Annotated in this window: 36 protein-coding genes and 3 pseudogenes; 28 read left to right on the forward strand and 11 right to left on the reverse strand. The window is 58.0% G+C overall.

What is annotated here, in order from left to right:
* Positions 1–29: 29 nt before the first annotated feature.
* A pseudogene (locus tag AU14_RS20720) lies at positions 30–308 on the reverse strand (response regulator); the annotation flags it as partial.
* 152 nt (positions 309–460) lie between these two features.
* On the opposite strand from AU14_RS20720, the gene AU14_RS05295 reads away from it, so the two are divergent.
* The 8 genes and pseudogenes from AU14_RS05295 to AU14_RS05325 all read left to right on the forward strand — a co-directional run bounded on the left by AU14_RS05295 (position 461) and on the right by AU14_RS05325 (position 6,249).
* Positions 461–1,447 (forward strand): Bug family tripartite tricarboxylate transporter substrate binding protein, encoded by a 987-nt coding sequence (locus AU14_RS05295; protein ID WP_041339521.1) that lies wholly within the window; start codon positions 461–463, stop codon positions 1,445–1,447.
* Positions 1,444–1,893 carry a tripartite tricarboxylate transporter TctB family protein gene (locus AU14_RS05300; RefSeq protein WP_041339523.1) on the forward strand — a complete coding sequence of 150 codons (450 nt, stop codon included), beginning with the start codon at positions 1,444–1,446 and terminating at the stop codon, positions 1,891–1,893. The genes AU14_RS05295 and AU14_RS05300 overlap by 4 nt, the downstream gene beginning before the upstream one ends.
* A 10-nt stretch (positions 1,894–1,903) precedes the next feature.
* Positions 1,904–3,408, forward strand: a pseudogene (locus tag AU14_RS05305) (tripartite tricarboxylate transporter permease).
* A gap of 19 nt (positions 3,409–3,427) precedes the next feature.
* Positions 3,428–3,967, forward strand: coding sequence for an AbrB family transcriptional regulator (locus AU14_RS22615; RefSeq protein ID WP_201773513.1), 540 nt, complete (start codon positions 3,428–3,430; stop codon positions 3,965–3,967).
* Positions 3,964–4,494, forward strand: a complete 531-nt coding sequence (locus tag AU14_RS22620) for an AbrB family transcriptional regulator (RefSeq protein ID WP_201773514.1) — start codon at positions 3,964–3,966, stop codon at positions 4,492–4,494. The genes AU14_RS22615 and AU14_RS22620 overlap by 4 nt, the downstream gene beginning before the upstream one ends.
* A gap of 378 nt (positions 4,495–4,872) precedes the next feature.
* On the forward strand, positions 4,873–5,418 hold the full coding sequence (locus AU14_RS05315; protein WP_041339525.1) for a hypothetical protein: 546 nt from the start codon (positions 4,873–4,875) through the stop codon (positions 5,416–5,418).
* A 35-nt stretch (positions 5,419–5,453) separates the two neighbouring features.
* Complete coding sequence (locus tag AU14_RS05320; protein WP_041339527.1) at positions 5,454–5,798, forward strand: PBPRA1643 family SWIM/SEC-C metal-binding motif protein; 345 nt, start codon at positions 5,454–5,456, stop codon at positions 5,796–5,798.
* 19 nt (positions 5,799–5,817) lie between these two features.
* Entirely contained in the window at positions 5,818–6,249 is a 432-nt protein-coding gene (locus AU14_RS05325; RefSeq protein ID WP_041339530.1) for a DUF3010 family protein, read from the forward strand.
* Here the strand turns inward: AU14_RS05325 and AU14_RS18970 are convergent.
* Positions 6,170–6,676 carry an MAPEG family protein gene (locus AU14_RS18970; RefSeq protein WP_094191161.1) on the reverse strand — a complete coding sequence of 169 codons (507 nt, stop codon included), beginning with the start codon at positions 6,674–6,676 and terminating at the stop codon, positions 6,170–6,172. The two genes, AU14_RS05325 and AU14_RS18970, sit on opposite strands and share 80 nt — an antisense overlap.
* Positions 6,673–7,158: a nucleoside deaminase gene (locus AU14_RS05330; protein ID WP_041339532.1), complete on the reverse strand. Its 486-nt coding sequence runs from the start codon at positions 7,156–7,158 to the stop codon at positions 6,673–6,675. The genes AU14_RS18970 and AU14_RS05330 overlap by 4 nt, the downstream gene beginning before the upstream one ends.
* A 147-nt stretch (positions 7,159–7,305) precedes the next feature.
* Here AU14_RS05330 and AU14_RS05335 point away from each other — a divergent pair, with 147 nt between their 5' ends.
* Positions 7,306–7,614, forward strand: coding sequence for a hypothetical protein (locus tag AU14_RS05335; RefSeq protein ID WP_236744422.1), 309 nt, complete (start codon positions 7,306–7,308; stop codon positions 7,612–7,614).
* Between the two features lie 9 nt (positions 7,615–7,623).
* Here AU14_RS05335 and AU14_RS05340 read toward each other — a convergent pair whose 3' ends face one another.
* Entirely contained in the window at positions 7,624–7,923 is a 300-nt protein-coding gene (locus AU14_RS05340) for a 2OG-Fe(II) oxygenase (protein WP_041339534.1), read from the reverse strand.
* Positions 7,924–7,967: 44 nt separating this feature from the next.
* Between AU14_RS05340 and AU14_RS05345 the strand changes: the two genes are divergently transcribed.
* The gene (locus tag AU14_RS05345) at positions 7,968–8,876 is read left to right on the forward strand and encodes a homocysteine S-methyltransferase family protein (protein WP_041339536.1); all 909 of its coding nucleotides are present in this window, start codon (positions 7,968–7,970) and stop codon (positions 8,874–8,876) included.
* A 3-nt stretch (positions 8,877–8,879) separates the two neighbouring features.
* Here the strand turns inward: AU14_RS05345 and AU14_RS05350 are convergent, their stop codons facing one another.
* Positions 8,880–9,134: a hypothetical protein gene (locus AU14_RS05350; RefSeq protein ID WP_052471970.1), complete on the reverse strand. Its 255-nt coding sequence runs from the start codon at positions 9,132–9,134 to the stop codon at positions 8,880–8,882.
* 193 nt (positions 9,135–9,327) lie between these two features.
* Here AU14_RS05350 and AU14_RS05355 point away from each other — a divergent pair, with 193 nt between their 5' ends.
* Positions 9,328–10,182, forward strand: a complete 855-nt coding sequence (locus AU14_RS05355; RefSeq protein WP_179944720.1) for a LysR substrate-binding domain-containing protein — start codon at positions 9,328–9,330, stop codon at positions 10,180–10,182.
* 20 nt (positions 10,183–10,202) lie between these two features.
* Here AU14_RS05355 and AU14_RS05360 read toward each other — a convergent pair whose 3' ends face one another.
* The 3 genes from AU14_RS05360 to AU14_RS20730 form a co-directional block, all read right to left on the reverse strand.
* Positions 10,203–10,958: a sterol desaturase family protein gene (locus AU14_RS05360; RefSeq protein ID WP_041339539.1), complete on the reverse strand. Its 756-nt coding sequence runs from the start codon at positions 10,956–10,958 to the stop codon at positions 10,203–10,205.
* 74 nt (positions 10,959–11,032) lie between these two features.
* Positions 11,033–11,188 carry a PEP-CTERM sorting domain-containing protein gene (locus AU14_RS18975; RefSeq protein WP_094191162.1) on the reverse strand — a complete coding sequence of 52 codons (156 nt, stop codon included), beginning with the start codon at positions 11,186–11,188 and terminating at the stop codon, positions 11,033–11,035.
* A 204-nt stretch (positions 11,189–11,392) separates the two neighbouring features.
* Positions 11,393–11,719 carry a DUF3185 family protein gene (locus AU14_RS20730; RefSeq protein ID WP_236744424.1) on the reverse strand — a complete coding sequence of 109 codons (327 nt, stop codon included), beginning with the start codon at positions 11,717–11,719 and terminating at the stop codon, positions 11,393–11,395.
* 133 nt (positions 11,720–11,852) lie between these two features.
* Here AU14_RS20730 and AU14_RS05370 point away from each other — a divergent pair, with 133 nt between their 5' ends.
* Entirely contained in the window at positions 11,853–12,251 is a 399-nt protein-coding gene (locus AU14_RS05370; protein WP_407942821.1) for a YajD family HNH nuclease, read from the forward strand.
* 66 nt (positions 12,252–12,317) lie between these two features.
* Positions 12,318–12,698 carry a SpoIIAA family protein gene (locus tag AU14_RS05375; protein ID WP_041339541.1) on the forward strand — a complete coding sequence of 127 codons (381 nt, stop codon included), beginning with the start codon at positions 12,318–12,320 and terminating at the stop codon, positions 12,696–12,698.
* Between the two features lie 25 nt (positions 12,699–12,723).
* On the opposite strand, the pseudogene ltaE reads toward AU14_RS05375, so the two are convergent.
* Together ltaE and AU14_RS22625 are read right to left on the reverse strand one after the other, a co-directional pair.
* Positions 12,724–13,700: pseudogene (ltaE, locus tag AU14_RS05380) on the reverse strand (low-specificity L-threonine aldolase).
* A 68-nt stretch (positions 13,701–13,768) separates the two neighbouring features.
* A complete protein-coding gene (locus AU14_RS22625; protein ID WP_269079104.1) occupies positions 13,769–13,900 on the reverse strand; it encodes an allophanate hydrolase-related protein in 132 nt (43 codons plus the stop codon).
* Between the two features lie 98 nt (positions 13,901–13,998).
* Here AU14_RS22625 and AU14_RS05385 point away from each other — a divergent pair, with 98 nt between their 5' ends.
* From AU14_RS05385 to AU14_RS05450, 15 genes are all read left to right on the forward strand, one after another.
* Complete coding sequence (locus AU14_RS05385) at positions 13,999–14,667, forward strand: MotA/TolQ/ExbB proton channel family protein (RefSeq protein ID WP_052471971.1); 669 nt, start codon at positions 13,999–14,001, stop codon at positions 14,665–14,667.
* Entirely contained in the window at positions 14,667–15,071 is a 405-nt protein-coding gene (locus AU14_RS05390) for an ExbD/TolR family protein (RefSeq protein ID WP_041339542.1), read from the forward strand. The genes AU14_RS05385 and AU14_RS05390 overlap by 1 nt, the downstream gene beginning before the upstream one ends.
* Entirely contained in the window at positions 15,068–15,481 is a 414-nt protein-coding gene (locus tag AU14_RS05395) for an ExbD/TolR family protein (protein WP_041339543.1), read from the forward strand. Before AU14_RS05390 ends, AU14_RS05395 begins: the two co-directional genes overlap by 4 nt.
* An 88-nt stretch (positions 15,482–15,569) precedes the next feature.
* Positions 15,570–16,061: a hypothetical protein gene (locus tag AU14_RS19325; protein ID WP_148312719.1), complete on the forward strand. Its 492-nt coding sequence runs from the start codon at positions 15,570–15,572 to the stop codon at positions 16,059–16,061.
* Entirely contained in the window at positions 16,061–16,327 is a 267-nt protein-coding gene (locus AU14_RS05405; RefSeq protein WP_148312720.1) for an energy transducer TonB, read from the forward strand. Before AU14_RS19325 ends, AU14_RS05405 begins: the two co-directional genes overlap by 1 nt.
* An 18-nt stretch (positions 16,328–16,345) precedes the next feature.
* Positions 16,346–18,667, forward strand: coding sequence for a TonB-dependent receptor (locus AU14_RS05410; RefSeq protein WP_041339547.1), 2,322 nt, complete (start codon positions 16,346–16,348; stop codon positions 18,665–18,667).
* A gap of 2 nt (positions 18,668–18,669) precedes the next feature.
* Complete coding sequence (locus AU14_RS05415) at positions 18,670–19,797, forward strand: alpha-hydroxy acid oxidase (RefSeq protein WP_041339548.1); 1,128 nt, start codon at positions 18,670–18,672, stop codon at positions 19,795–19,797.
* Positions 19,798–19,801: 4 nt separating this feature from the next.
* Complete coding sequence (locus tag AU14_RS05420; RefSeq protein ID WP_041339550.1) at positions 19,802–20,485, forward strand: Fe2+-dependent dioxygenase; 684 nt, start codon at positions 19,802–19,804, stop codon at positions 20,483–20,485.
* 131 nt (positions 20,486–20,616) lie between these two features.
* A complete protein-coding gene (locus tag AU14_RS05425) occupies positions 20,617–20,991 on the forward strand; it encodes a hypothetical protein (protein ID WP_041339552.1) in 375 nt (124 codons plus the stop codon).
* 42 nt (positions 20,992–21,033) lie between these two features.
* Positions 21,034–21,357 (forward strand): hypothetical protein, encoded by a 324-nt coding sequence (locus AU14_RS05430; RefSeq protein WP_041339554.1) that lies wholly within the window; start codon positions 21,034–21,036, stop codon positions 21,355–21,357.
* A gap of 30 nt (positions 21,358–21,387) precedes the next feature.
* Positions 21,388–21,762, forward strand: a complete 375-nt coding sequence (locus tag AU14_RS23205) for a hypothetical protein (protein WP_330217960.1) — start codon at positions 21,388–21,390, stop codon at positions 21,760–21,762.
* A gap of 8 nt (positions 21,763–21,770) precedes the next feature.
* Positions 21,771–22,514 carry an endonuclease/exonuclease/phosphatase family protein gene (locus AU14_RS05435; RefSeq protein WP_330217961.1) on the forward strand — a complete coding sequence of 248 codons (744 nt, stop codon included), beginning with the start codon at positions 21,771–21,773 and terminating at the stop codon, positions 22,512–22,514.
* Positions 22,515–22,526: 12 nt separating this feature from the next.
* Positions 22,527–23,246 carry a hypothetical protein gene (locus tag AU14_RS05440; RefSeq protein WP_041339556.1) on the forward strand — a complete coding sequence of 240 codons (720 nt, stop codon included), beginning with the start codon at positions 22,527–22,529 and terminating at the stop codon, positions 23,244–23,246.
* Between the two features lie 144 nt (positions 23,247–23,390).
* Positions 23,391–23,714: a DUF883 family protein gene (locus AU14_RS05445; protein WP_041339558.1), complete on the forward strand. Its 324-nt coding sequence runs from the start codon at positions 23,391–23,393 to the stop codon at positions 23,712–23,714.
* Between the two features lie 2 nt (positions 23,715–23,716).
* Positions 23,717–24,241 carry a hypothetical protein gene (locus AU14_RS05450; protein ID WP_052471974.1) on the forward strand — a complete coding sequence of 175 codons (525 nt, stop codon included), beginning with the start codon at positions 23,717–23,719 and terminating at the stop codon, positions 24,239–24,241.
* A 292-nt stretch (positions 24,242–24,533) separates the two neighbouring features.
* Here AU14_RS05450 and AU14_RS05455 read toward each other — a convergent pair whose 3' ends face one another.
* On the reverse strand, positions 24,534–25,616 hold the full coding sequence (locus AU14_RS05455; RefSeq protein ID WP_236744426.1) for an AI-2E family transporter: 1,083 nt from the start codon (positions 25,614–25,616) through the stop codon (positions 24,534–24,536).
* Positions 25,617–25,744 lie beyond the last annotated feature (128 nt).

Raw genomic sequence — 25,744 nt, forward strand, 5'->3', positions numbered from 1 at the left:
AAGGGTTTGGTCAGGTAATCGTCGGCACCCAGGTCCAGTCCTTTAACCCGCTCTGCCACGCCGTCGCGGGCAGTCAGGATCATGATCGGTGTGGTATCGCGCCTTTCGCGCATTTCCGCCAGTAACGAAAGCCCACTGCCATCCGGCAGGCCCAGGTCCAGCACCACCAGGTCGAACTGGCTATGCGCCAGTGCAGCGCGGGCCTCTTTCAGACTGGTGAATACTTCCACTGTGTTGCCCAGGGGTGCCAGGCCCTGATGCAGAGAGTCGGCAATTAACGGGTCATCTTCAACGATCAGCAGACGCATGGCGGGTTTCTTGAAAGTGGCGGACAGCGATTATAGATGGCTGACAGGTTAATGACAGGTTGTGTCCATAGGATAACTCTGACCATCGATACGATGGGTGGCGGAGGCGCGTCGCTGCGTTCCGCTCAAAACAAATACAACAGGAGTTCGACATGAAATTCAACACCGCATTCCTTCGCCGGTCTGCAGCCGCTGTTATGGGCGCTGCCTTGATGACTGGATCCGTTCAGGCCCTCGCCAAACCCACTGAATGTATCGCACCTGCCAAACCAGGCGGTGGTTATGACCTCACGTGCCGTCTTGCCGCCAATGCGCTGCAGGAAACAGGGTTGATCGATCAGCCGATGATGGTCAGCTACATGCCTGGCGGTATCGGAGCCGTCGCTTACAACCACGTCAACGGCGTGCGTAAAGACGACCCCAACCTCATCGTTGCCGCCAGTACCGGCGCTGCAGTTAACCTGGCACTGGGCAAGTTTGGACAGTACGACGCCGACGAAGTGCGCTGGTTGGGTGCCCTGGGTGTGGATTATGGCGCCATCGTGGTGAAAGCTGATGCCCCCTGGCAGAACCTGAAAGAGCTGGCCCAGGATCTGAAGACACAGCCTGGCAAGATCGTCTTTGGTGCCGGCGGTACTGTTGGCAGTCAGGACTGGATGAAGGCAGCGCTTACCGCCAAGGCAGCCGATGTTTCTCCCCGGGATTTGCGCTATGTGGCCTTTGAAGGTGGCGGTGAATCTCTGGCGGCACTTCTGGGCGAGCACATCCATGTGTTCACCGGTGACCTCTCTGAACTTCGTCCACACCTGGATTCCGGCAAGGTACGTGTGCTGGCAGCGTTGGCCGAAGAACGTGTGGGTGGCCCCTACGCCGATATTCCCACCGCGGCAGAGCAGGGTTACGACGTGCAATGGCCGATCTGGCGTGGCTACTACATGGGGCCGAACGTGAGTGATGAAGCTTACAACGCCTGGGTGGCGCGACTCGAAGAACTGGCAGGCACCGAGAAATTTGCCGAAATGCGTGACGCGCGTGGCCTGTTTCCCATGGAGCGCTATGGCGACAACTTCGACACTTACGTGAAAGAGATGGTTGTCCAGTTCAAGGAACTGGCTAAAGAAGTTGGGCTGACACAATGAGAATTGCCGCCGACCGCATTCTGGGGCTTGCCTTGATCGGTTTGGCGGCATTCGCCGCCTTCAATGCCTCACAGTTTCAGGTGAACTTCAGCTACGAGCCCGTTGGGCCGAAAGCATTCCCCATCCTGCTATCGGCCATTCTGGCGACCTTGTCATTGGTGCTGGTGTTCCGGCCCGGCGAGAACGGTGACTGGCCCGACCAGCGAGTAACTCTGAAGCTGTTGGCCGTTCTGGGAGTGCTCCTGGTTTATGCCTTGCTGTTTACCCGCCTGGGCTACGTCGTCATGACCTTCCTGACCGTGCTGTCCCTGGCCCGCCTGTTTGAGGCCTCCTGGAAAAAAGCCGCGATCGCAGGAGTGTTGATGACCCTGGGGAGCTATTACCTGTTTACCCTCGGGCTGGGTATTGCTTTGCCAGGCGGCCACTGGCTGCCCGACTTCAACTGAGGTGCCTGGTATGTTCGATTTTCTGATTCAAGGTTTTGACGTTGCCCTCAGCCCCATGAACCTGGGGCTGGCTTTTCTTGGGGCACTGCTTGGTACGTTGTTTGGCGCGCTGCCAGGCATCGGCCCTATCAATGGTATCGCCATTCTGATGCCACTGGCCTACACCCTCGGGCTGCCTGCGGAGTCCGCGTTGATCCTGCTGGCGGGTGTTTACACCGGGGCAGAATATGGCGGACGTATGTCCAGCATCCTGCTAAATGTGCCGGGCGACGCCGGTGCGGTGATGACCACCCTTGATGGCCATCCGTTGGCCAAAAAGGGACTGGCTGGTCCAGCGCTGGGTCTTTCTGCCGTCAGCTCGTTCGTGGGCGCAACCATTGCCATCATCGGCCTGACGTTGTTCGCACCGCTGCTGGCGGAAGTGGCCGTGATGTTTGGCCCGGCCGAGTTCTTCGCACTCATGGTTTTTGCCTTCGCATCCATGTCGGTGATGATGGGTAACGACCCGATCAAAACCGGTATTGGAGCCGTGCTCGGTGTGCTGATTGCCATGGTCGGCGTCGACTCCGGTACTGGGGTGATGCGGTATACCTTTGGCATGGCTGAGCTGTACGACGGCATCGACTTTGTGGTGATGATCATCGGCCTGTTCGCCATCAGCGAGATCCTGCTGATGCTGGAGCATGTCCACGGCAAGAACGCGAACCAGGAAATACCGCCACTGGGCCGTGTGATGGTCAGCGCCAAAGAATTGCTTTACTGCAAGTGGGCGATGCTGCGCAGCGGTGTGATCGGTTTCATCGTGGGTGTGTTGCCTGGCACAGGGGCCTCTGTAGCAGGTGCCGTCACGTACACCACCGAGAAGCGTCTGTCCGATAAGCACAACACCTTCGGTACCGGCGATATGCGCGGCCTGGCCGCCCCCGAAGCAGGTAATAATGCCTCCGCGGCTGGCTCTTTTGTGCCGATGCTGACGCTTGGCATTCCAGGCTCAGGAACACTGCGGTTCTGCTTGGCGCGCTCATGCTCTACAACATCACGCCCGGCCCCATGCTGTTTACCGAACGCCCTGAAGTGGCCGGTGGCCTGATTGCCTCACTCTATATCGGCAACCTGGTGCTGTTGGCGCTCAACCTTCCGCTTGCGGGCCTGTTTGCCAAGACCCTCACCATGCCAAGATGGGTACTGGTGCCGGGAATTGCGATTCTGGCGTTTGTTGGTGTCTATCAGCTGCATTCCGATCTGATGGCCATTTACCTGATGCTGATCATTGGTGTGTTCGGTTACGCCTTGCGCAAGCTCGGCTTTTCACTGGCGCCCGTGATTCTGGGGTACGTGCTGGGCGGACTGATGGAAGATAATCTGCGCCGGGCGCTTTCCATCAGCGGCGGAGAAGTTGGCATTCTGTGGAATTCAGCGATTTCGGTTGGCTTGTGGATTGCCGCCGTGATGCTGTTGGTGTTGCCATGGATGCTGTCTCGGGCATTTTCCCGTAAGTCGCCGGTAACGGCATGATGGGCCTGGGTACTCAGCGTTGATTGCCCTGATCAAAGAGCGTTGCATCGCGGGTGGCAGACTGCTGCCCGCGCTCGCGATTGGCGGCGTAGGCGGAGGTCTGGCCTACGCCGTTCACACGCCCTTGCCATGGTTGCTGGGTGCCTTGATTGCGACCACGGTGCTTAGCCTCGCTGGCGTTCGGCTGCAGGCGCCCACCAACTCACGCAAAGCAGTACTGGTGGTCATTGGTGTCATGCTGGGCGGTGCCTTCACGCCGGATCTGGCCGCGAACCTTGCGCTCTGGGGTATCAGCCTGTCCATCATGTTCATGGCTACGGCAGTCATGATCGTGGTCTCGGTCTGGCTTAGCCGCCGAGTTGCAGGAAACTCCATTGAAACCGCCATCTATTCCGGCGTCCCCGGCGGTATCTCCTCCGTCACCCTGATGGCCGCAGACAGCAGTGCCGATTTGCGGATCGTCGGACTGACCCACGGGGTTCGCATTCTGGTGGTGTTGCTGGTGATTCCGCCGTTAATGCAGTGGTCTGAGCACGTTAGCTTCAGCAGCCCAGCATGACACTGATTCAGTGGCTGGCGTTTCCAGGTTTTGACGAAGCGCTTTTGCTGGTGATCGCGGGTGTTGCCGGAGCCTGGCTCGGCCAGTGCCTGCGGCTGCCAAATCCGTTGCTGTTCGGGCCTGTGCTGTTATCCGGCGCGCTGCATGTGAGTGGTCTCAGTGAAGCGACAATTCCGCCGGTGATCATTGCTCTGGCCCAGATTGTAATCGGGGTGTCTGTTGGCGCCCGGTTTGTTGGGGTGTCGCTGGCGTCGGTAGGCTCTAGCATCGTGATCGCCCTGGTTCAGGCTGTGGTGCTGCTGGTTATTGCCATTGTCGCCGCCTGGATTGCACACGTGACGACCGGATTCTCACTGGCTGCGGCACTACTGGCATATATGCCGGGCGGCGCTCCCGAGTTGAGTCTGGTCGCGCTTTCCCTGGGAATTGAGCCGGCTTTTGTGACATCGCATCACCTGGCGCGCATCACCATTTTGATTCTGTTGATGCCGGCGCTCGTGGCGTTTTTGAAACGTATTGGGGACTGAATAATTTTGTGAGCCCGCCGATCATTCGCGGCGGGCTCGTTCTCTCCTTAGAATTCCCTCAGCTCAGTTACACTGACCCGCCTCATAGAACCCTTCGCTGGTTTCCTTCACCCAGGTATAAACCCCGGATACGGAGCCGAGGAAGTCATCCCATCCTGTCCATCTGATGCTCCTTTTATTGGATTTATTGTTCGGCGGGCAATACCAAGGAAGTTTCGTGCCAGTCGGGTAACTGGTTGATCTGAATAGTTTTGGCTTATCGTGAGCGGGAAGGAATGGCCGGGAATCCGGACGGGGTGTCCGGATATCCTGACTGTGTGGTCTGTGAAACCGCAACTACTATCAAAGGTAGTTGCTCAGCCTTCAAAGGGAGGCGGTATGGTTATGGTCGGCTGTAAATCAAAGCTCGAAGTTGAATCAAATAAAGCCATGCGTTGTAACGGAGTTTCACTAGCTCACAGGGTTGTTTGGCTGTTTTGTCTGGTTGCGCCCTTGGTCTATGCCGGGCCGGAGCCGGATGACGAATATAAATCGGTGATCGGCGGGATCGCGCTTCTGGGCCTCCTGCTTGGATACGCGGGCGCGGTGGGCTTTCTGGCCCGCTCGCTCGGTCGTGGCTTTTGGCGCTGGGTGATGATTCAGCTTTTAGCATCCAGTCTTGGCACTGCTATGTTTCTGCGCGTGCTCAGCCTATGGATGTCACACCCCGATTTGAGTGTGCTGGACCTTATTATTGTCGACCTTGTATTCGATACCTGGTCGATGACAAATGTGTTGCTGTTCGCGTCCGGGGTTATGTTTTGCGCTCCCGTAATTGGCCTTGCTCTGTTGGCTTCCTTTCTTCGGGTAAAAAGCACTAACAGAAATCCCGGGAAGCGTGCTAAAACTCGCGGCCTCGACAGCGGCCTGCGCAAATCTTCGTAAGTCCTTTGTCTTTCTCAACCAATCGGGATGACGATATGTCAGACAAGTTTTTCTACAAAGGCCGTCAGGATGCGCGTCAGCATCACACCACATACGGCGGTTTTCAGACCAACGCAAGCCAGAGGAGCGGAACCCGGAAGTTCCCGCTGTCGCTGGTGGTGACCAGTGAAGCGCGCAAACTAGAGATTGAGGCGCAAGTGGCCGAGGCGGGGCTGTATGCGGACGTTGCTCTGGATACCCGCGAAGGCGCCACTGAATCCATCAACGAGCTGACCGTTATTCTGAACAAGGGCAATACGGTCACCGCTGAGAAGCTGCCGTCTCGCAACGACCCGTGCACCTGCGGAAGCGGGCTTAAATTCAAGAAGTGCTGCGGCTGACGGCAATTGAGGTGATGTGATGATTGTTTGCGGTGTTGAACTGAGCGGCAGTGATGCCGTGGTGTGTTTGCTGAACCTGGACCACGGGCAGTTCAGTCTTCCCGAATGCAAGGTGCGTAAACTCTCGCTCAAGAAGAACCACACCCGGGCTGATCTGCAGGAATTTCAGGCCTCGTTCGCGAAGTTACTGTCGGACTATGGCGTGCAAAAAGTCGCGATTAAGGAGCGGATGCCAAAGGGAAAATTTGCTGGCGGTGCCATCAGTTTCAAACTGGAAGCAACCATTCAGCTGATATCGGAGGTGGACGTTGAGGTGCTGCTATTTTCGCCAGCGCAGATCAAATCCACGCTGGCGGCCAATCCGCTGCCGATCACCTTTGCTGAGACCGGCTTGAAGGTGTTTCAGGAGACCGCATTCGTCGTCGCGTTTGTGGCCCATATGGCGAAATAGCGCGCTGGGCGAATGCCTGGCGTAGGATTGGCTGATCAGCCGTGAGCAGTGCCCAGGCGAACACCATTTGCGCCCCGAAACTAACGAAAAATGACAAGGTGCGGACCAGTGGAATGGTGAAGGTGAATGCCACGGCATGCGCGACGCGCATCCAGAAGTAAACCATGCTGGCGGTCGCAGTTGTCTCGGTGCTGACCCCCAGTGCATGAGCCGTCAGAACAAACGCTGCAAAGATCACCAGGTTCTCAACTGCGTTCTGGTGCGCCTTCATTAATCGCTGTGCCCAGGGCGACTGCGGCTTTGGATTTTCCGGGTAGCCCACAGCATCTGCAATCCCCCTGACTGCGATCCGGTTCAGGATGTAGGGAATCCAGAGTACTCCGGTAAGCAGGGTCGTCAGGGAAAGATAAAACAGTTCTGTCGTCATTTTGATGCTCCGTGTTGATAGCGTTCATGCAGTTTTCGAACCGCCTCGGCCAATACCGGAAACGGCCCCTCAACCGGCAGGCCGGGTACCACAGTATTGATTGGCAAGGTTGCTACCGGTGGTGGCGATACGTGCATTTCATCCAACCAGACTGACAGCTGTTCTGATGAGCTGGCGAAGACAATCCGTCCCAGGCCAACCCAGCCATGGGCGGCGGCGCACATGGGGCAGTGTTCGCCTGAGGTGTATACAGTTGATGCCACACGCTCTTCTGGCGTCATGTTGGCCGCCGCCCAGCGGGCGATGGCGAGCTCGGGGTGTTGGGTAGCGTCTCCATCGGCGGTCAGGTTGTGGCCTTCGAACTTCACCGCACCTGTCCCATCCACCAACACCGAGCCAAACGGCGGGTTGCCGCTTTCCAGGGCCTTGGCGGCCAGCTCGACGCAGCGAGCCAGATGCTTGAGATCGGTTTCGTCGCTCATGGTTGCCTTCCGGAATACTTCGGCGGATAACTCCGGCAGTATCGCGCATTTTTCTCGCCACCGGCCATGGCAAAGATCACTTTCGGTTTTATCTGTTAGTATGCGGGCAAGCACAAATCCCCCATCTAATCGTGGAGCTCCTTGCCTGTGAAGCGTTCTTTCCTGTTTACCATCGCTGCCATCATGCTGTTGTCTGGCTGCCAAACCTCGACCTATATGTCGTCCGCGGCGACCGATGGCGATGGTGTTACCTGCAGTGAAATCTACCAGGCTTTCAATGCCTACGATCGTGACCGCCAGTCCGCACAAGCCTTGGCACAACTTAGCGCTCTCGTCAGTCCAAAAGCAGGTAGTTACGCGGAGATGGGCGTTAATTCCGCCTCTAAGTACTACGAGCAGATTGAAGCCAGCGCCAACATCGCATTGGCTATTCGAGGTTGTCAGCCGGTTGGATGAGGTGCCGCCTCAAACAGTCAATGCAAAGCTCAGCAGCCAGCGGTTGCCGCGTTTTATTTTCTCGACGCGATGCTGATAAAGGTCCGGACGAAACAGAATCACACGTCCCGCCAGATTAAACAGATTCCGCTCACAGACGAACTCCCCGCCCACCTTTGGTTTAACCAGTACGCAATTGAGTTTATATAGGCGCCCCTTGGCAATCATGTCCAGGTGGGGGCCCACCTTATGGCCTTCCGGGTAGCGCACCAGATAAATATTCAGTCGTTTCGACCGAAGGAGGATTCGGGTTTTTACATTCGCTGTCATAATGACAATAGTCTCACAATGAATTTTAAGGAACCAAACGTCTTATGCGATCTGTTGCTCTTCTTGATGGTGGTCTTGGCCAGGAAATTTACCGGCGCGCCCGCGAGCTGAGCTCTCCGCTGTGGTCGGTCGCTGTCATGCTGGAACAGCCGGAGGTAGTGACCAGTGTGCATGAGGATTTCATCCGGGCCGGGGCCCGAACCCTGTCGCTCAATACCTATGCGGCCACGCCAACCCGGTTGCGAGAGCAGGGGATGCTGGATCGTCTGGAAGCGATTCATCAGCAGGCCTTCAATGTGCTGGAAAAGGCGATTAAGGCGGCAGGCGTCGACGTGGACATTGCCGGTTGTTTGGGACCTTTGGTCGGCAGTTATAAGGTCCAGCCAGATCGCTCTTTTGAGGATCTGAAGGCGGAATATGACACCCTCGTTCGTCTGCAGTCTCGTGCCGATGTTTTTCTCATCGAAACCATGACCAATACGCTGGAAGCGAAGGCTGCCTGCGCTGCGGCTCAAGCTTCAGGCAAGCCCTACGGCGTGGCCTTTCGCCTGGAGGACGACGGCAAACTGAAGTCTGGCGAAAGTCTTTCAGAAGCGATTGCTGCCGTCGCAGCTTATACCCCTACGGCCGTCATGCTGAACTGCTGTGACCCCGAGCTGGTCACCGATGCCATGCCAGAGCTCGTTGGCCTGCATCCCTGCGTTGGCGGTTACGCCAACGCCTTCAAGTCGGTCGAGGCTATGGCGCGGGGCGGCTCTGTCGATGTCTTGGAGGCCAGGCCTGATGTTTCCCCGGGCAGTTATACCGAAGAGGTTCGTCATTGGCTGGCGGATGGGGCCAGTGTGGTCGGTGGCTGCTGCGAAATTACACCCGCCCACATCCGCCATCTCGCCGACACTCTGGCCGACGAGTACAGCTTTGTTCGGTTTTCACAGCTGGCTGGGCTGGACTGACAATCAGTCCGTCCGGTTCTGCTGCTTCCGCTTTGATCGCCGGGCTTCAATGTACTGCATCGCATCGCTATGAAGAGGCAGGTGCAAGGCGTCGAGCAGGTCGTACCGGTTGTAACCCAGATCAGACAATATCTCGTCCCGTTCTGCCAGCAGTGACCGGGCCATGCGCCGGAAATTCTGGCGCCGGGAATAACTCTCCATCCAGGCGTTAATCGGCTGATGAGGGGCAGATTGATGGTGGTTCCTGAATGCCAGCATGGTCGTCACCTATCGGTTAATAGTTGGCCCTTGGTACGCACGTGGTTTGTCGCGTCTTACGGTCTTACCAGTGCTATGTGACACTAGGATGGCTGTCATGATGCATTCAATCAAACGAAAAGAATTTAAGTCTGCCTTCAGTTATGCTTAAGTGAAATTGCACCCCTCATCACGGGAGGCGAGGCACGTGAACATGCCCCTGCTCGATAACGACGTACTTAGAACCTTTGTAGCTATCTCGGAATGCGGCACCTTTACCGACGCCGCCAAGGTGGTGCATCGCACTCCTTCTGCGCTGAGCATGCAGATCAAACAGCTTGAACAGAAACTTGGTAAGAGCCTGTTCATCCGCGAGCCCCGGCAGGTCACCCTGACCACCGAAGGTGAAGTGCTTCTGGACTACAGCCGTCGATTGCTCCGCCTGAATCAGGAGGCGGTCCAGCACTTTATTGCCCCCTCGCTGGAGGGCAAGGTTGGCATTGGCACTTCGGACGATGTGGGAACCCGGATTCTGCCGGAGGTCCTTGCTCAGTTCGCCCGTTCTTATCCGGCGGTGCTGGTGGATGTGGTGGTCGGTTCCAGCAAGCAGAATCTGGCCCGCCTGGATTCGGGGGATCTGGACATGGTGCTGGTTACCGTCGTGAATAAGGGGCGGGAAAACCGCGGTGAGGTGGTGCACGATGAGCCGTTGGTCTGGGCCGGTCGGGAGGGCAGTTCTGCATTTCTGCGGACACCGCTTCCTATTGCTATGGCGCACGAAGGCTGTGCTTGGCGCGAGATGACGCTTAGCGCTCTGGACCGCGCCGGGAAGCCCTATCGCATTGCCTATACTTGTGAACACTGCTCCGGACAGGAAGCCGCCATGGTGGCTGACCTGGCGGTGGCGGCATTCCCCAAGAGCCTGGTACGGCCGCCGTTGAAACAGATAGTCAGCGATGACTTACCGGAAATCGGTTCCTACCAGCTAGCGCTGGTTCGCCGTGGCTCGAATCCTCTCAACGATGCGCTTGCTGGTCATGTCAAAGGCGCGTTTCAGAGCCTTAGGTAACTAGGCACAACTTGGTGTCGTTAGCGAATGGGTTGGGCGAACAGTGCGCTCAGGCGCTGGTCCTCAGCCGAGCGAAAGTCTTCCAGGCCGAAGCGGGCGGGGCAAGGCACCTGATCCGGAGAGAGGTAGGTTTTGAACAGGCGGTCCCAAAGGGTCAGGATCTGGCCGTAATTGCTGTCGGTCTCCGGTTGCCAGGCCGAATGGTGGATCTGGTGCACTCGGGGCGTGACCAGCACTTTGGCGAGTTGCCGTTCCAGACCTTCGGGCAGGCGGATATTCGAATGCGACCAGAGCGCAAAGCACCGGTGGAGAAGCACATAGGTCAGCAAGTGGGCGGGTGTGAAGCCCAGCAGGCCAATAAAGCCGGACATCAGGACCAGTTTCAGGCCAACCTCGCCAGGGTGGTGTCGGAAAGACGTGGTGACGTCCATATCCAGGTCGCTGTGATGGGTGCGGTGCAGGCGCCATAACCAGCGCAGTTCATGACTGCACCGGTGCACCCAGTACAGACTGAAATCCATAATGATAAAGGCCAGTAGCGCGCCCCAGAGCAGTCCTAGGGAGCTGGCATTGAAGGCCTGCCAGGGCCCGTCGACCGCGACCAGTGCCAAAGCCAGCGGCAAAAAAAAGCGAATCAACTCGTTGGTAAAGGCAAGCCCGATGTTATTGCACCAACGGTCGAGGCGGGGATGATGCAGCGGGTTTCTGGCAAGGACGGGCTCAAGCGCCAGCAGCAGGAAAACTCCAACCAGTGTTACCAGCCCATAAAGTTCCATTAGGCTCCTCGTCGAACAGAATCAACAACCCGCGGAATGCGATACAGCCGAAGCTCGCACCCCGCAGCATTGACCTACTTGCGGAACTTCCTGGCGAGAAACAGCATGACGCCGGCGGTGGCGAACAGGCCGAGAACACCTGGCTCGGGCACTGGAGTGATAATGAGATCTCCCGCCATAGCGGCTGAAGAGAGCATTGATAAGAGCGCTAAGGTTGTTAATGTTTTCACAGTAAGAACTCCTTTTCGTGGGTTCCCGGATACCCAAGCAACATTCGCACCCGATTTATAAGGCACTGAAAATCAGTAGATTAAATTTTGATGGGAAAATTTGTGTAAAAAAAACTGACTATTTCGGTGGTGCGCTTTTTCTCGGCGGGGATAGTGAAGGAAGAGCCCACGCAGGTGAGCTCTCTTACATGCGAAGCGTGGCCCTTATTTTTTGAAAAAGGTCAGGAACGCGCCAGCTGCAGCGGCTGCGGCACCGCCAATCAGGAACAACATGGTCTCATCTGTGTATTGACCAGTAAGGGTTTCGGTAATTTCACCGCCAACCGACTGGGTGGACTGATAGCCGAAGAAGAGCAGGGCAATACCTACCACGAGCAATACCACACCTACGAGTTTCGAGCTTCCCATTTCATGTTCCTTATCAGACGTTTGTTGGGTGTATCTTCCGGAAACCCTCGGAGCTTGGCATCTCAATGATTGTCCGGCAAGAACATTGTCTGTGAGTTCTTTCGATTCGGCTGTTTCGATCAATTTGCCACCAGATTTTGGTAGTGCCCGGTATCAGGGGCTCCAAGCCACCTATCCTTCATGTGCTAACACAGTTATCCACAGATGTTGTGGGTAACTGTGCCCGCCTGAGGCAAGCGCTATACTGGCCTTTGAAATGGTAAATGAGGGCATCTCCATGGGCCAGGGCACAGGCAACCGAACCAAACTGGATCAGGTACTCGACGCCCAACGCGAGTACATTGCCAAGCGCGAGAGTGGATATCGGGAAAGGGCATTGAAGCTTTACCCCTGGGTATGCGGGCGTTGTGCGCGTGAGTTCACCCGCGCCAATTTGCGGGAACTGACGGTGCACCATGTGGACCATGATCACGACAATAACCCAGCCGATGGCAGCAACTGGGAGTTGTTGTGCGTGTATTGTCACGATGAAGAGCACAGCAAGTTTGAAGACTTCGTCCGCTACGGGGGGAGTTCCGAGAAAAGACGAGAGTCGGCAACGCATAATCCCTTTGCCGGATTGAAAGAAGCGCTGGCAAAGAAGGCAGAAACCTGAACCTTCTGATCGGGCTGCAGTCTCAAAGACGGATGCTAGCGCTATTTCGGTAGGGAGATTATGGCAATGGCTATCAAGCGGCACGGCCTATCTGTGGGTATCGATCGAATCGATGATCATGTGTTCGTATCGTTAAAAGCCCAGGGCAAGTTGACCCACGAGGACTATAAGATCATCACGCCGATGATTGATTCCGCCCTGGCTACGGTGAAGAAACGGGATGTGAAAGTGCTTTTTGACGTGACCGACCTCGAAGGCTGGGAGGCACGCGCCGCCTGGGACGACTTCAATCTGGCCTTGGTTCATGGCAATCAGTTCGAGAAGATTGCCGTCTTTGGCCACAAACGCTGGCGGGACAACATCGCGAAGATAGCCGCCTGGTTCATCGCCGGCGACCTGAAATTTTTTGAAACTGAGGCTGAGGCCTTGGCCTGGTTAAAAGCCTGAATCTTAGGCTGATTAAGGGAGATGCCTAAAGAGCCTGCTTGGCTTGATAAAACTGACGGATGGCAGTCAGTAATCGGTCCACATCCTCACGGGTAACATCCCGGTGGGTGACAAAGCGCAGTGGGTTGCCGGCATTGATCAGGATGCCTTGCTCAGCCAGGTAATCGCGCAAGTCGGTGGCGTGGCCAACCCGGCAACGGGCATAGACGATGTTGGTTTGGGTGCCAGCCGGGTCAACTTCCAGCTGGCGAATATCGGCAAGACCGGCGGTCAGGGCCTGGGCGTTGTCGTGGTCTTCCTGCAGCCGGCGCGGCCCCTGGCCAAGAGCGATCTTGCCGGCTGCGGCCAGGATGCCGGCCTGGCGCATGCCGCCACCCACCATCTTGCGCAGCCGTCTGGCGCGCTTGATGAAGTCCTCTGATCCCAACAGCAGTGAGCCTACCGGGGCGCCGAGCCCCTTCGATAAACAGACGCTGACAGAGTGATAGTGCCGGGTAATTTCCGTGATGTCGCAATGGCAAGCGACCGCCGCGTTGAATACCCGGGCACCGTCCAGGTGAAGTTGCAGTCCATGCTCGTCACAGAAGGTACGCGCCTGGCGCTGGTATTCCAGGGAAAGTACCTTTCCGCCGATGGTGTTTTCCAGTGACAGCAAGCGGGTCATGGCGAAATGAAAATCGTCAGCCTTGATCGCGGCTCGGGCCTTGTCCAGATCGATGCTGCCGTTCGGCTCATTTTCGATGGGCTGGGGTTGAACGCTCCCAAGCACGGCTGCTCCGCCGCCCTCGTAGCGATAGTTATGGGCGGCCTGACCGCACAGGTATTCATCGCCTCGACCACAGTGCTCATGATGGCGAGCAGGTTGGCCTGGGTACCGCTGGCGGTGAAGAGAGCCGCCTCAAAGCCGAGCCGGTCGGCGGCGTAGGCTTCGAGGCTGTTGACGGTGGGATCGTCGCCGTAAACATCGTCGCCTACCTCCGCACGCGCCATTGCTTCGCGCATCTCAGGGGTTGGTTTGGTCACGGTATCACTACGGAAATCGATCAAGGTGCCAGCTCCTAGCCTCTAAATTAAATCGTGGCCAGATAGCCCCTCCAGCCTCCGAGCGATGTTATCTCCTTGTCGTCCTCCAGGCCAATCGCATCGCAGATAAACGCGCTGACCCAGCCACCGTCCGCCAACTCGACTTTGCTAATGCTCAATGCTGCTCAGGTGAAGATTCTGACAATAACCGTTGCGGACGCTGTATTCCGAATATAGAATGCGAATCCTTATCATTTGCGGGTGGGATTTGTTTTCAATGGTTGCATACCTGATTGATTTTCTTGTGCTGGGCGGGCCGGTGGTCTGGTTGTTGGCAAGCTTTTCCGTGGTTGCCCTGACCGTGGTGCTGGTCAAGCTGTTCCAGTTGGCGATGCTGCAACCGGGCAATGGCAAAGCGGTTGAACAGTCGCTGGTGCATTTCGCCAGTGGTGAGCGGCACCAGGCGGTGATGCTGGTGAAAGGTGGGCGCACTATTCGGGGTCGGTTGATGAGCCGATCGCTGGCCCTGATCGAGTCCGCCGACCTGTCCTTGGAGGAGTTGCGTCAGGAGGCAACTCGACAGGCCCGCCTGGCCGTATCTGAGCTGGCGAGCTACCTGCGGCCACTGGAGGTGATTGCCACCCTGGCGCCACTGCTGGGGCTGTTCGGCACAGTGTTGGGCATGATTGAGGCGTTCCAGGCAATGGAGGCCGCCGGCCGTCAGGTCAATCCGTCGGTTCTGTCCGGGGGCATCTGGAAAGCGTTGCTCACCACCGCGGTGGGTTTGGCGGTGGCGATTCCGGTGTCACTGGCTCACAGCTGGCTGGAGCGGAAGGCCGAGACGTCTGCCGAATCAATCCAAAACGACCTCGAGCAATTGATCACCCTGCAAGCCGCGTCGCTTCAGCACACGGCTGACCGGGCGCTGGTTCTGAAGCGCGCCTGATGTCTATGGCTTCCCTCTACTCCCGGCGCCGACCCCGTATTGGCATGACCGCGCTGATTGATGTGGTGTTCATCCTGCTGATGTTTTTCATGCTGACCTCGTCGTTCAACCAATGGAAAGCCGTGGACTTCCGCTCGCCGGTCGCGGTGGAAAACCAGTCAGCGGATGCTGCCCAACTGGTAGTCCTTGGCGTCGACGGAACACTTCGGCTGGTGGCCAGTGGCGTAGACATAGCAGCGGGCGCCCCGGTGAACGCTGGTCTCTTCGAGTCCGGACAGCCGGTGGTGATCCTGCCAGAGGCCAAAGTTTCAGTGCAGAAAATTATTACGCAGTTGGAGCGACTCAAGGCGCTGGGGCTGTCGGTCACTCTCGGTAACGTAATTGCAGCGGAGACAGGACGATGAGCCAGTCACTGTATCCGAGCCGTGCCAGGGCCAGCGCCGACGACAACCTGGTGCCGATGATCAACATCGTGTTCCTGCTGCTGATTTTCTTCATGGTGGCCAGCCAGATCAGTGCGCCGGATGGCGACATCCTGCCGCCCCAGTCCGGCAGCCAGAAGCCCGTGGCTGCAGGCCAACTTGAGTTGTCTCTGACCGCTGGCGGGGATCTGTTGCAGGAAGGTCAGCCTCTGGGTATCGAACAGCTGCCGGCCTTGATTAGTGATCAGACGTCTGGGGGCGGTCTTACCGTTGTCCTGAAAGCCGATCAGGCCGCTCTGGCAGAGGATCTGGACCGGGTGTTTACCGTGTTGCGCGGCCAGGGAATCAGCCTGATTACCCTGCGAACCTTGAATCCGGAGGCGCCGCAGTGAGTCGGCGAACCTGGTTGGTCGCGCTGTTGTTGGCCCTCAGTGCGCACCTGGCGTTGGCGGCGAGCCTGGTGGCCAGGCTGATCGCAGCGTGAGCACCGCTTTGGACGATGGTGATTTAGGCCTGGAAGTAGGGCTGGGGCGAGAGGGCGGTTATCAGGATCAGCTGGAACAGCACCTGGCCGAGCCGGAGCCAGTGGTGCCCGAGCCTGCGCGCGCGCAACCGACTCCAAACCCAGCCCCAGACCCAATCCCAATACCCCGGCCGGAACCGGAGCTGGAGCTGACCGAAAAGCCGGTCGCCGATGCAGCGGACGTGCACGTCGCCAAGGCGCCTGTCGATCCGGCACCTGCGCCAAAGTCCGAACCACCGGCGCCGAAACCTCAGCCGCAGCCAAAGCCACTGCCGCAGACCGAGAAGCCAGACAAGCCTATCGCTGAGGCCAAATCCGAGTCCCAGTCAGAGCCAGAGCAGGAGCCTCGGAAGTGGCAAGCAAGGCTCAGCAGCAATCCACCGGGCGGGCCAGTCAGGAACGCGCTGGCGGGACCAGGGGCGACGCCAAAAGCTACTTCGCCAAATTGATGGCTTGGTTACACCAACACAAGGATTACCCACCGGAACTGAAGAAAGAAAAAGTCCAGGGCGTGGTGGTGATCAAGTTTTCGATCAACCAGCGCGGCGAGGTGATCAGCGCCAGCATCAAGACTGGGTCCGGTCACGCCAGCCTGGATCAGGCTGCCCTCGACATGCTGGAGAGGGCCAATCCCGTGCCGCCGATTCCCGAAGCCATGGCCAGGGAGCGACTGACCCTCGCCATTCCCGTCGAGTACTCGCTCATTACCCGATAACCAGAAGAAGGAAAAAGAATGACATCGAACCCCCGTAACCTCATGAAACCCGGAAGTCTGCGCACCACCGCCCGCGCTGTTAGTTATGCGCCCCAGCATGCTCGCAGCGCCCTGGCACTGGGGCTGTCTGCATCTCTGATGAGCCCGCTGGCTATGGCGCAGGATGAGGAGCTGTTCGAGCTGGACACCCTGCAGATTGAAGACCGGACTCTGGAGACCAATCCGTATGCCGAGCCCGGCGCTCCCTACAAGGCGTGGACCTCGGGGGATGCCCGCAAGGTCAAACCGCTGGCCGACACGCCACAGACCATCACCGTGTTGACCGAGAGCCAGATTGAGGATTCGGGCAAATCCGACCTTAAGGAAATCCTGGCGGCGCAGCCAGGCATTACCCTGGGCACCGGCGAGAACGGTAATGCCTTTGGCGACCGGTACGTGATCCGTGGTCACGAGGCCCGGAGCGATGTGTTTGTTGATGGTTTGCGCGACCCGGGGATGACCACCCGGGAGAGTTTTGCCCTGGAGCAGGTCGAGGTTACCAAGGGCCCCAGCTCCACCTTCGCCGGGCGGGGCTCCACCGGTGGTGCCGTCAACGGCATCACCAAACAGGCCAGCACCGGGTATGCCTTTAATAAGCTCGATGTGGGTGCCGGTACCGACGACTACCGCCGTATCACCCTGGACACCAACCAGCCGATCACCGACGACGTCGCCATGCGGGTGAATCTGCTGCATGCCTATGAAGAGGTCCCAGACCGTGGCCCGGCAGACCGGGAGCGCAACGGTGCTGCGGTATCGGGCCGCTACCAGGCAACGGACAAGCTGGATCTGGTCGCCGATTACTACTTCCTCAGTGCCAACGACAATCCGGATCTGGGCTCTTATGTCGACCGTGACAGCAACCCGAATGACGATATTCCGGTCTACGTGCAGAACGAGGATTTTCTGGCTTCCGACGTTCAGGCATTCACCTTCCAGGCCGGTTACGACTTTACCGACAATGTTCGGCTGGTGAACGGCACGCGCTACGGCACCACCGAAAATGACTATGTGGTGACCGGTGCCCGAGGGACCAATCGCGCTGCCTCGGACCCCGATGCGCCCGGCGCTGAAACCATTTCTCTGAGTAGTCACGATGGCTGGCAGGAAGTGGAGTACCTGGCCAACGTCACCAACCTGCACTGGGACACCGAACTGGCTGGACAACGGCACCAGTGGGTGTTCAGCACTGAGCTGAGCCGTAACAAGGTCCAGAATGGCGGCTACAACCTGACCAACACCGGTGACACTAACTGTGTGGTTTCCGGTCGCGGCGGTGACAGCGCCGGTTACTGCATTGTCGGCCCTGACGGCAACACGGTGAGCGACATCCACAATCTGATCCAGCGGGACATCAGCCGTGGCGACCAGACCACGGACTACGAGATCGATACCGTGTCCGTTTCGGTCATGGATACCATCGACCTGACTGATCGTTGGATTCTGTCGCTGGGCGTGCGGGCCGACCGGTTCGATTATTCGAATAAAGTGGCCAACCGCGATGGCACCACCTCCAACTACGAGTACGCCGATACCTTGTGGAACGGCCATACCGGCCTGGTGTACAAGCTGACCGATAATGGCAACGTGTACGCCACCTACAGCACCTCGGCCGAAATCAACGGCGGTGAATCCGACGTCGGAGGCAACTGTGGCTATGGTGGCCTGTGCGGCAGCGAAGATGAGGTGGGCAACAGCAAACCGGAGAAAGCCGAAAACATCGAACTGGGCACCAAATGGGATCTGTTCAATGACAAGTTGTTGCTGACTGCTGCGGTGTTCCAGATTACCAAGGACGACGTCATGGAAGGAGCCGACTACGAGACTACCGGTACGCTCAATACCGGTAAGAACCGGGTCGAGGGTGTGGAAATCGGTCTGTCCGGCAACATCACCGACAAGCTGAGCACCCAGTTCGGTGCGGCCGTGATGGACGCCGAGGTTCTGGAAAGTGAGGATCCGGAAGACGAAGGCAAGACCCTGGCTAACTTCGCCGACAAGAGCCTGTATATGTTGCTGCGCTACCAGGCCACATCGGCGTTTGCTTTCGGCGGTGCCGCCACCTACTCAAGCGAAGTCTTCGTGGGCCAGCCGGATTCAGGTGCCAGCGACTTTGGCGTGCCGTCTTACACCGTGTACGACCTGTTCGCGAGTTACCAGTTCACCAAGGACCTGTCTGTGCGGGTGAATGTGAACAACGTGACCGACGAGGACTACTACCTGACGGCTTACCGCAGCGGTGCCTTCGCCTATATTGGCGATGCCCGCAACGCGCACGCCACGGTCAGTTACTCGTTCTGAACATGGCGACCATCCGTGAACCCCTGGAGCGGATACCAGCAAGCCTGGTATCCGTGTCCGACTACGAACGTCTGGCTTCGGAGTTTCTCGAGCCCGCGACCCTCGCCTATATTGCCGGTGGCAGTGGCAACGAGCAGAGTCTGCGGGCGAACATCGAGGATATCGCTCGCTTGAGCATCCGCAACCGGCTGCTGGTGGACTGTGCCCAGGGGCATACCCGGGTGTCCCTGATGGGGCAGGGCATTGCCCACCCGGTGTTGCTGGCTCCGGTCGGGCATCAGGGGCTGGTTCATAGGGACGGCGAAGTTGCGGTTGCCCAGGGGGCAGCCGCGACCGATACCGCTCTGATTGCCAGCACTCAGGCAACTCGCCGCCTGGAGGACATCGCAGCCGCCACCGATAGCCCCAAATGGTTCCAGCTGTATTTCCAGCCTCGGAAGGAAAACACGTTGGCGCTGGTCCAACGGGCCGAAGCAGCCGGTTATACCGCTCTGGTGGTGACCCTGGATACCCCGGTGCAGTCCCTCAGTCGCCGGGCCCAGCGGGCCGGCTTCCGACTGCCAGCGCACTGCCAGCCGGCCAATCTGGCGGACTTTTCCGTGCAGGACCAGCCCACCACAGGCGCAGCAGGCGTGTTTCAAGGGCTGATGGCAACGGCACCTGGCTGGCAGGACTTAACCTGGCTATTGGGGCAGACCCGCTTGCCCGTGATCGTTAAAGGCGTGCTTGATACCGATGACGCGGAGCAATGTCAGCGTATGGGTATAGCTGGCCTGATTCTGTCCAATCACGGTGGCCGGGCCCTGGACGGCGTACCTTCGGCGCTCAGCGTGTTGCCGGCGGTGCGGGCTCGCCTGGGCGCGGCCTATCCGCTATTGATCGACGGCGGAATTCGCAGCGGCTACGACGTGTTCAAAGCCCTGGCCTGCGGCGCCAATGCGGTGCTGGTCGGCCGGCCCCAGGTCTACGCCCTGGCGGTTGCTGGCGCGCTCGGTGTCGCGCACATGCTGAAACTGTTCCGAGACGAATTGGAGCTCTGTATGGCGCTGGCCGGCACGCCGACCGTTGCTGATATCAGCGCCCGTTGCCTGGCTCAGGATGTTCATTTTACCAACCCAGGATACGGATAATGTCATGCTAACTGTCATTGAACAGGTGCTTACGCCTGCAGAAATCGCCGAATTTCGTCGCCAGCTGGCACAAGGTGACTGGCAGGACGGCGCCCTGTCGGCAGGCGCGCGCGCGGCCAGTGTGAAGCAGAACCAACAGCTGAACGATCACTCGGAATTGGCGCGTTCGCTCAGTAATCATCTAGTGCAGAGGTTGGGCAACCATCCATTGTTTGTTTCGGCGGCGCTGCCCGAACGCATCTACCCGCCCAAGTTCAATCGTTACCGGGATGGGGGGCACTACGGTACTCACGTGGATGCTGCTGTAATGGCGCTGGATGAGGGGCGTGCCACCCTGCGCAGTGATCTGTCGGCCACCCTGTTTTTGACCGATCCGGACGATTACGCCGGGGGAGAGTTGACCATAGAGACCAACTTCGGTGCTCAGCAGATCAAGTTGGCAGCGGGCGACCTGGTGTTGTACCCGTCCTCCAGCCTGCACCGGGTTGAACCGGTGACCCGAGGTGAGCGGGTGAGTTCGTTTTTTTGGGTGCAAAGCCTGGTGGCGGACGGCGGCAAGCGTAGTATGTTGTTTGATCTGGACCAGTCAATCCAGGGGCTTAGCGCCACTCAGCCCGCGGACACCCCGGATCTGCTGAGGCTAACCGGGGTCTATCACAACCTGTTGCGGAGCTGGGCACTCACCTGAGGCCTCAGCCAAACTGGCTGTCGCGAAAAATCCCCGAAAGCGACACCGCACCGTACCGGTTAGGCTCGGGTTGGCAGGGTGCGGCAGAGTCTTTAACATCCAGTGCTCATTTTCCTGATACGGACGCGCTCATGAAGTTTCCTGTGGTTACTGTCACGCTGGTCACGGCGGCACTGATTTATGTGGTCTGGGACCAGACGCAGGAAAAGCCGAGTCCGGTAGATCCAAGCCGATTTACCAATCTGGCTGCCAATCCGGTCGAGCGTGGCACGGTGGTGGACTGGGCTGTCGATCAGGTTCCGAAGCTGTGCGAAGACGCCATCGACGCCGCCACTGGCTCCGACGCCCACACTGATTGCTTGAAAAGAAGCGAGAAGCGGGAGCCTGCCTGTCGCCGAGCCATGGCAGACCGGTTCCCCGGTATGATTACCTCGGAGCCGGTGTTCCGTGACCTCGCCATCTCCGCTATGAATTGCCTCGTACCGCAGTCTGCTAGACTTGAATGACCGTCTCACCCACTCCATTCAGCCGATTCCAGGCCAGCCCCAATGTCTGAAGATCCCCTGAAAGCATTATCCGATATGGCCAGCGACGCGCACGCGCGCATCCAGGCCGCCCATGAACACATTAATCCGGTGGTGGAAGTGCGCCGCGGCATGCGTGACGCCGGTATACCGGCCGATGTCATGACCATTGACTGCCTGCGCACCCGCCGGCGGATCACCCTGATTCTCCATGACGAGCAGCCGGGCACCCTGTTGTATCAGTTCGTGACCATTGAGGATGAGGTGGGGGACAGTTTCCAGAGTATGGCCCTGACCGATGTGACGGTTCAGACCCTGGTTGACTGGATTCAAGACTACTTCGACTGACAACGGCCGCGCCGTAAAGGATGCAATGTCATGGCGACAGTGGACGTTTTCATGCTGTGGGGATTGGCGTTAGTTACGGTGGTCGTGGCTTTGGCCACGCTGTTGCCGATGCTGCGTCATCCGCACTGGATCATTCGCGGTTTCGATTTTCCCAGGCTGCAGTTGGCTGCGGTCGCTTTGGTGGTGCTAATACTGCAGCTTGCCCTGCTGGAGTTGGACCGCCCCCTCAGTTGGTTTCTGGTTGCGGCAACCGCACTCAGCCTTGGCTGTCAGTTGTGGTGGATTTTGCCCTATACCGTGCTTTGGCCTCGAGAGGTTAAAGCGGCCCGCCGAGGCGATCCGGATCGCACCATCACCATCCTGACTTCCAATGTGCTGACTCCCAATCGCAACGTCGGCGCCTGATCAGCCTTGTGGAGAAGCACCAGCCGGATGTACTGGTCACCCTGGAGTCGGATCAGTGGTGGGAGGATCAGCTGGCAGTGCTGAAATCCCGCATGCCCTATACCATCCAATGTCCGCTGGATAATCTCTACGGCATGCACGTGTTCTCGCGGTTGCCGCTGGCCGAGGCGGAATGCCGCTTCCTGATCGAAGACGATGTACCGTCCATGCACGCGCTGGTGGAGCTGCGTTCCGGCGAAAAGGTCCGGATTCATTTCCTGCATCCGGCGCCGCCAAGCCCGACCGAAAATCCGGAATCGGCAGAACGGGACGCGGAACTGGTAATTGTCGGTCGCAGTGTTGCCGACACTGACGAGCCGGTGATTGTCACCGGTGATCTCAACGACGTCGCCTGGTCGCCGACCACGCGTCTGTTTCGCAAGGTCAGTGGCCTGCTGGATCCGCGCGTCGGGCGGGGGCTTCACAGTACCTTTCATGCGGACTATCCGCTGCTGCGCTGGCCTCTGGATCATCTGTTCCACAGTGAGCATTTCACCCTGGTGTCGATTCAGCGCCTGCCATCCATCGGATCTGATCATTTTCCATTGCTCACCAGCCTGCGCTATGCCCCGGTGCGGGGGCAGGACCAAGAGCCGCTGCAAGGCAACAGAGATGATGATCAATGGGCGAAGGAGCTGGCCCGGGAACAAGGTGCCAGCAAACACGACGTGCCGGAACCCGGGCAGGGACCCGAAGAGATCAATCGCAAATAAGGAGCGCCGGATATGGACTGGATATCACAGCATCACGACAGCCTGACAGCACTCACTTCAATTGGAACCCTGCTGATCTGGCTGGTCTATGCTCAGCTTCTCTACAAGGGCTACCGACGCCAGCGCCGGCCCCGGCTGATCATCAATCGCGGAAAGCGTAAGGACATTAATGCGCTCTGCATCATCAGCAACATGAGCGCAGAGCCTGTGTTCATTGAATACATCGTCGCGGAGCTGGAAACCTCCCGTGGCAGCATCGTCATGGACGTCACGGATTTCGAGCGGGACTATTTCGAGCGGGGCTATGGTGACCAGGGCGAAGGCGACGAGCAGCACGAGCCGGATGAGATCCCGGATCGCGTGCGCGACAATACCCGGCAGGGGCCTGTACAGCCGGGTGATTTCCTGCACATCGGGACATTTCAGAATATTGTTCGGCGTATGGCCAGGCAAGCCAAGATCGAGATGCAGGGTTTTCTGCCCGCCGGTGACCTTGAATTCGAGCGGCTGACCATTCAACTGATCGGAATCTACGGCCCGGAAGACCTGCCCATGGGGGCTGAGCGCAGCTTCACTCTGCGCGCCAAAGGCGAGCAGTGCGACCTGGCACCACAGACCTGGGACACCAAGCACAAGAATTCCCGCCGGCAAAGGCACAGGCTGCGCGACAAGCTGGAGCAACTCAACCGTTCGCCTTTCACTGTATCCCCAACGTTACAGGAATCTAATTGAGCACAGTCAAAATCGTGGTTTTGGCTCCAAGCGAGTGTGCTACGCTTATTTTCCAACGCCAGCGGAATGGCAGGCTTTACAGTAACTGTCGTCCTCTTCGGTGTGAACGATGATCGAAAAACCAATGGTTCAGGAGGCCTCACAATGGAAGCGAAATCCAGTCAGGACGAATACAACCAGGTTAAGAAAGATCTGCAGCAGCTGCGTGAAGATTTGGCGACGCTCACAAAGGCTGTATCTGATGGCCAGAAGAGCAACATCAGCAGTCTCCGGGACGAGATCCGTCGGGAAAGCCAAGAGGCGTTTGATCAGGTTCGACAGAAGGGCAACGACGCCTTCAATCGGGCCCGGGATGCCGGCGACAAAGCCGTGCATGACGTTGAGCACAAAATAGAAGAACGTCCCTTCCTGAGCATTGTTCTCATGTTTCTGGCGGGGGTTCTGGTTGGCAAGTTGCTTGATCGCTAACCATGCTTGACTCCGCCCAAGCCAAACTGCAGGGGGCCGTACGCAAGGCAATTGCTGCGCTGACAGCATTCCTGCTGTCGATGGTATTGCTGACGGCCCTGCTCATCACCGGGTTTTACCTGTTGATTCAGGCCGCCATCCTGGCATTGTCGCCATACATTGGTGAGGCTGCTGCAATGGCCTCTGTCGGAGTTTTGTGCATGTTGTTGCTGGGGGTGTTCTTCTGGCGCATGACCAGCACCCCGAGTACTTCCGCAAAAAAGGGAGGTACGGACTCGCGCGGCGAATCTTCAGTTGAGGCCTTACGGGGGTTGATTCGCAATAACCCTCTGGAGGCGGCACTGACTGCCTTTGCGGTTGGTGTTGCCCAGCAGGGCGATCCACGGCTCCGGTCCCTTTTAATGAAGGGCGGCATGGAGTTGATGAAAGAAGCGGAAGCCGATGCGCATTCTCAGTCCGAGCCAAAATCTCAGCCCGAGTCAGAACCCGAAGATACAGCAGCCGCTGCACCCGGCACGGCTGATTAGGAATCCGGTTCTACCCTCCGATAAATAGCCTCTAGCAGGCTTGACCGATTGCTGAGGTTTTCGGTCCGTGGCTGTGATGATCGGTGTTTTTGAGCGCTTGAACACAACGCCATAAGGCGTACCCGATAAGTCCCAGTCCCAGTCCCAGTGCCGCCAACAGCGCGTGTCCGGTCGCTGTAGTCATAAAGCTCCTCTCGGCCGAGTTACTTACCCAGCAATTCGCCGATCGCGCGTAGATTGACAACATGATCACACAGGGACTTAGTGATCATCAGAATCGGGGTGGCCACAATCAAACCAATGCCCAAAGCCAGCCCCAGAACAGCAAGCCGATAAAGATGGCGACCGCGTTAAGACTGGAAATGTAACTGGTCAGCCAGGGGGTAAGCAGGTTGCCCTGAATGCTGGTAATCAGCAGCGAGGTGCCGGCGATAATGATGGCGTTATCTAACGCACCAAACTGGATGAATCCGGCCAGGCCGGTGCCGATGAACACCAGGAACGGCCCAAGGTAGGGAACGCCGCTGGCGATACCCGCCACGACACCCCACAGGGCTGCCTGTTCAACGCCCAGGCCAAGAAACGCCAGCCAGGTCAGAACTCCAACAAACAGTGCACCGATCACCATCACGAACAGGAAGCGGCGGATCTGGTGGTGCAGGTCATCCATGATTCTGGCTGCCTTGCGCATACGGCCAAATGAGGGGCCAGATATCCGCACCACCTTGCGCCGGTACAGTGAGCCAACGGCAAGTAGGAAATACACCAGCAGCAACACTGAGAAAAACTGCGAGATGAGAATCAGGGCGGCAGGCGAGCCCTTGATGACGTAAGCCTGGATATCCATGGGCTTGTCCACCACCCGCACTGGCGTGATGCCCGGCTGGTTTGAGATGGCGTCTTGTTGATCCTTGGCCGCGGTCTCTTCGATCTGCTTCGCGGCGGTTTGCGCCTTTTCCATGATGCTTTCTTCAGTGTCCCGGCTGCGAGCTTCTTTGCGCTGGAACTCCTGAATGGCTACCGGAACCTTATCCAGCATGGCCATGGCTTCCTGCTTAAGGGGCGTGCCTGCGGCCGCAATGACACCAATAAGAGATGACATGACGATGGCAGCGCCGAGAGGACGAGGAATACGTACCCGATCAAGCAGCGAAACCAGCGGATCCAGGGCGTAACTGATCAAAACTGCAACGACCAGGGGTAGCAGGACAGGTTGGGCCCAGTCGATGAAATAGAGTGTGGCAATACTGGCCAGCACGATAAGCGCCACACTGCGGATGCTGATGGCGTCGATTAACGGTGCTTGTGACGGCTGAGCATCGGGCTCTATCTTGCTGTGGCCATTGCTCTGGTCTGTGCTTCTTCCATCCGTCATTTCTGAATCCTTTCCCTGCAGGCTGGTGCTGAGTTTAGCGCGCTTCGAGAAGGCCGGCATGTTAGTGGATTAGTTCAGCAGGGCTCAATGAAGATGCCATCGGCAGGCACAAGTGTGTACAAAGTTTA

This window comes from Marinobacter similis (assembly GCF_000830985.1).
Classification (GTDB): Bacteria; Pseudomonadota; Gammaproteobacteria; order Pseudomonadales; family Oleiphilaceae; genus Marinobacter; species Marinobacter similis.

Coding starts and splice junctions, on each gene's coding strand:
- AU14_RS05320 (WP_041339527.1), top strand. CDS start 5,454: ATGTCAGACAAGTTTTTCTACAAAGGCCGTCAGGATGCGCGTCAGCAT.
- AU14_RS05425 (WP_041339552.1), top strand. CDS start 20,617: ATGAAGTTTCCTGTGGTTACTGTCACGCTGGTCACGGCGGCACTGATT.
- AU14_RS05410 (WP_041339547.1), top strand. CDS start 16,346: ATGACATCGAACCCCCGTAACCTCATGAAACCCGGAAGTCTGCGCACC.
- AU14_RS05300 (WP_041339523.1), top strand. CDS start 1,444: ATGAGAATTGCCGCCGACCGCATTCTGGGGCTTGCCTTGATCGGTTTG.
- AU14_RS05370 (WP_407942821.1), top strand. CDS start 11,853: ATGGTAAATGAGGGCATCTCCATGGGCCAGGGCACAGGCAACCGAACC.
- AU14_RS05330 (WP_041339532.1), bottom strand. CDS start 7,158: ATGAGCGACGAAACCGATCTCAAGCATCTGGCTCGCTGCGTCGAGCTG.
- AU14_RS05355 (WP_179944720.1), top strand. CDS start 9,328: ATGCCCCTGCTCGATAACGACGTACTTAGAACCTTTGTAGCTATCTCG.
- AU14_RS22620 (WP_201773514.1), top strand. CDS start 3,964: ATGACACTGATTCAGTGGCTGGCGTTTCCAGGTTTTGACGAAGCGCTT.
- AU14_RS05345 (WP_041339536.1), top strand. CDS start 7,968: ATGCGATCTGTTGCTCTTCTTGATGGTGGTCTTGGCCAGGAAATTTAC.
- AU14_RS05315 (WP_041339525.1), top strand. CDS start 4,873: ATGGTTATGGTCGGCTGTAAATCAAAGCTCGAAGTTGAATCAAATAAA.
- AU14_RS05440 (WP_041339556.1), top strand. CDS start 22,527: ATGGACTGGATATCACAGCATCACGACAGCCTGACAGCACTCACTTCA.
- AU14_RS05395 (WP_041339543.1), top strand. CDS start 15,068: ATGAGCCAGTCACTGTATCCGAGCCGTGCCAGGGCCAGCGCCGACGAC.
- AU14_RS05450 (WP_052471974.1), top strand. CDS start 23,717: ATGCTTGACTCCGCCCAAGCCAAACTGCAGGGGGCCGTACGCAAGGCA.
- AU14_RS05430 (WP_041339554.1), top strand. CDS start 21,034: ATGTCTGAAGATCCCCTGAAAGCATTATCCGATATGGCCAGCGACGCG.
- AU14_RS05375 (WP_041339541.1), top strand. CDS start 12,318: ATGGCTATCAAGCGGCACGGCCTATCTGTGGGTATCGATCGAATCGAT.
- AU14_RS18970 (WP_094191161.1), bottom strand. CDS start 6,676: ATGACGACAGAACTGTTTTATCTTTCCCTGACGACCCTGCTTACCGGA.
- AU14_RS05390 (WP_041339542.1), top strand. CDS start 14,667: ATGTCTATGGCTTCCCTCTACTCCCGGCGCCGACCCCGTATTGGCATG.
- AU14_RS05325 (WP_041339530.1), top strand. CDS start 5,818: ATGATTGTTTGCGGTGTTGAACTGAGCGGCAGTGATGCCGTGGTGTGT.
- AU14_RS05455 (WP_236744426.1), bottom strand. CDS start 25,616: ATGACGGATGGAAGAAGCACAGACCAGAGCAATGGCCACAGCAAGATA.
- AU14_RS05405 (WP_148312720.1), top strand. CDS start 16,061: ATGGCTTGGTTACACCAACACAAGGATTACCCACCGGAACTGAAGAAA.
- AU14_RS05385 (WP_052471971.1), top strand. CDS start 13,999: ATGGTTGCATACCTGATTGATTTTCTTGTGCTGGGCGGGCCGGTGGTC.
- AU14_RS05350 (WP_052471970.1), bottom strand. CDS start 9,134: ATGCTGGCATTCAGGAACCACCATCAATCTGCCCCTCATCAGCCGATT.
- AU14_RS05445 (WP_041339558.1), top strand. CDS start 23,391: ATGGAAGCGAAATCCAGTCAGGACGAATACAACCAGGTTAAGAAAGAT.
- AU14_RS23205 (WP_330217960.1), top strand. CDS start 21,388: ATGGCGACAGTGGACGTTTTCATGCTGTGGGGATTGGCGTTAGTTACG.
- AU14_RS05295 (WP_041339521.1), top strand. CDS start 461: ATGAAATTCAACACCGCATTCCTTCGCCGGTCTGCAGCCGCTGTTATG.
- AU14_RS05360 (WP_041339539.1), bottom strand. CDS start 10,958: ATGGAACTTTATGGGCTGGTAACACTGGTTGGAGTTTTCCTGCTGCTG.
- AU14_RS05415 (WP_041339548.1), top strand. CDS start 18,670: ATGGCGACCATCCGTGAACCCCTGGAGCGGATACCAGCAAGCCTGGTA.
- AU14_RS05420 (WP_041339550.1), top strand. CDS start 19,802: ATGCTAACTGTCATTGAACAGGTGCTTACGCCTGCAGAAATCGCCGAA.
- AU14_RS05340 (WP_041339534.1), bottom strand. CDS start 7,923: ATGACAGCGAATGTAAAAACCCGAATCCTCCTTCGGTCGAAACGACTG.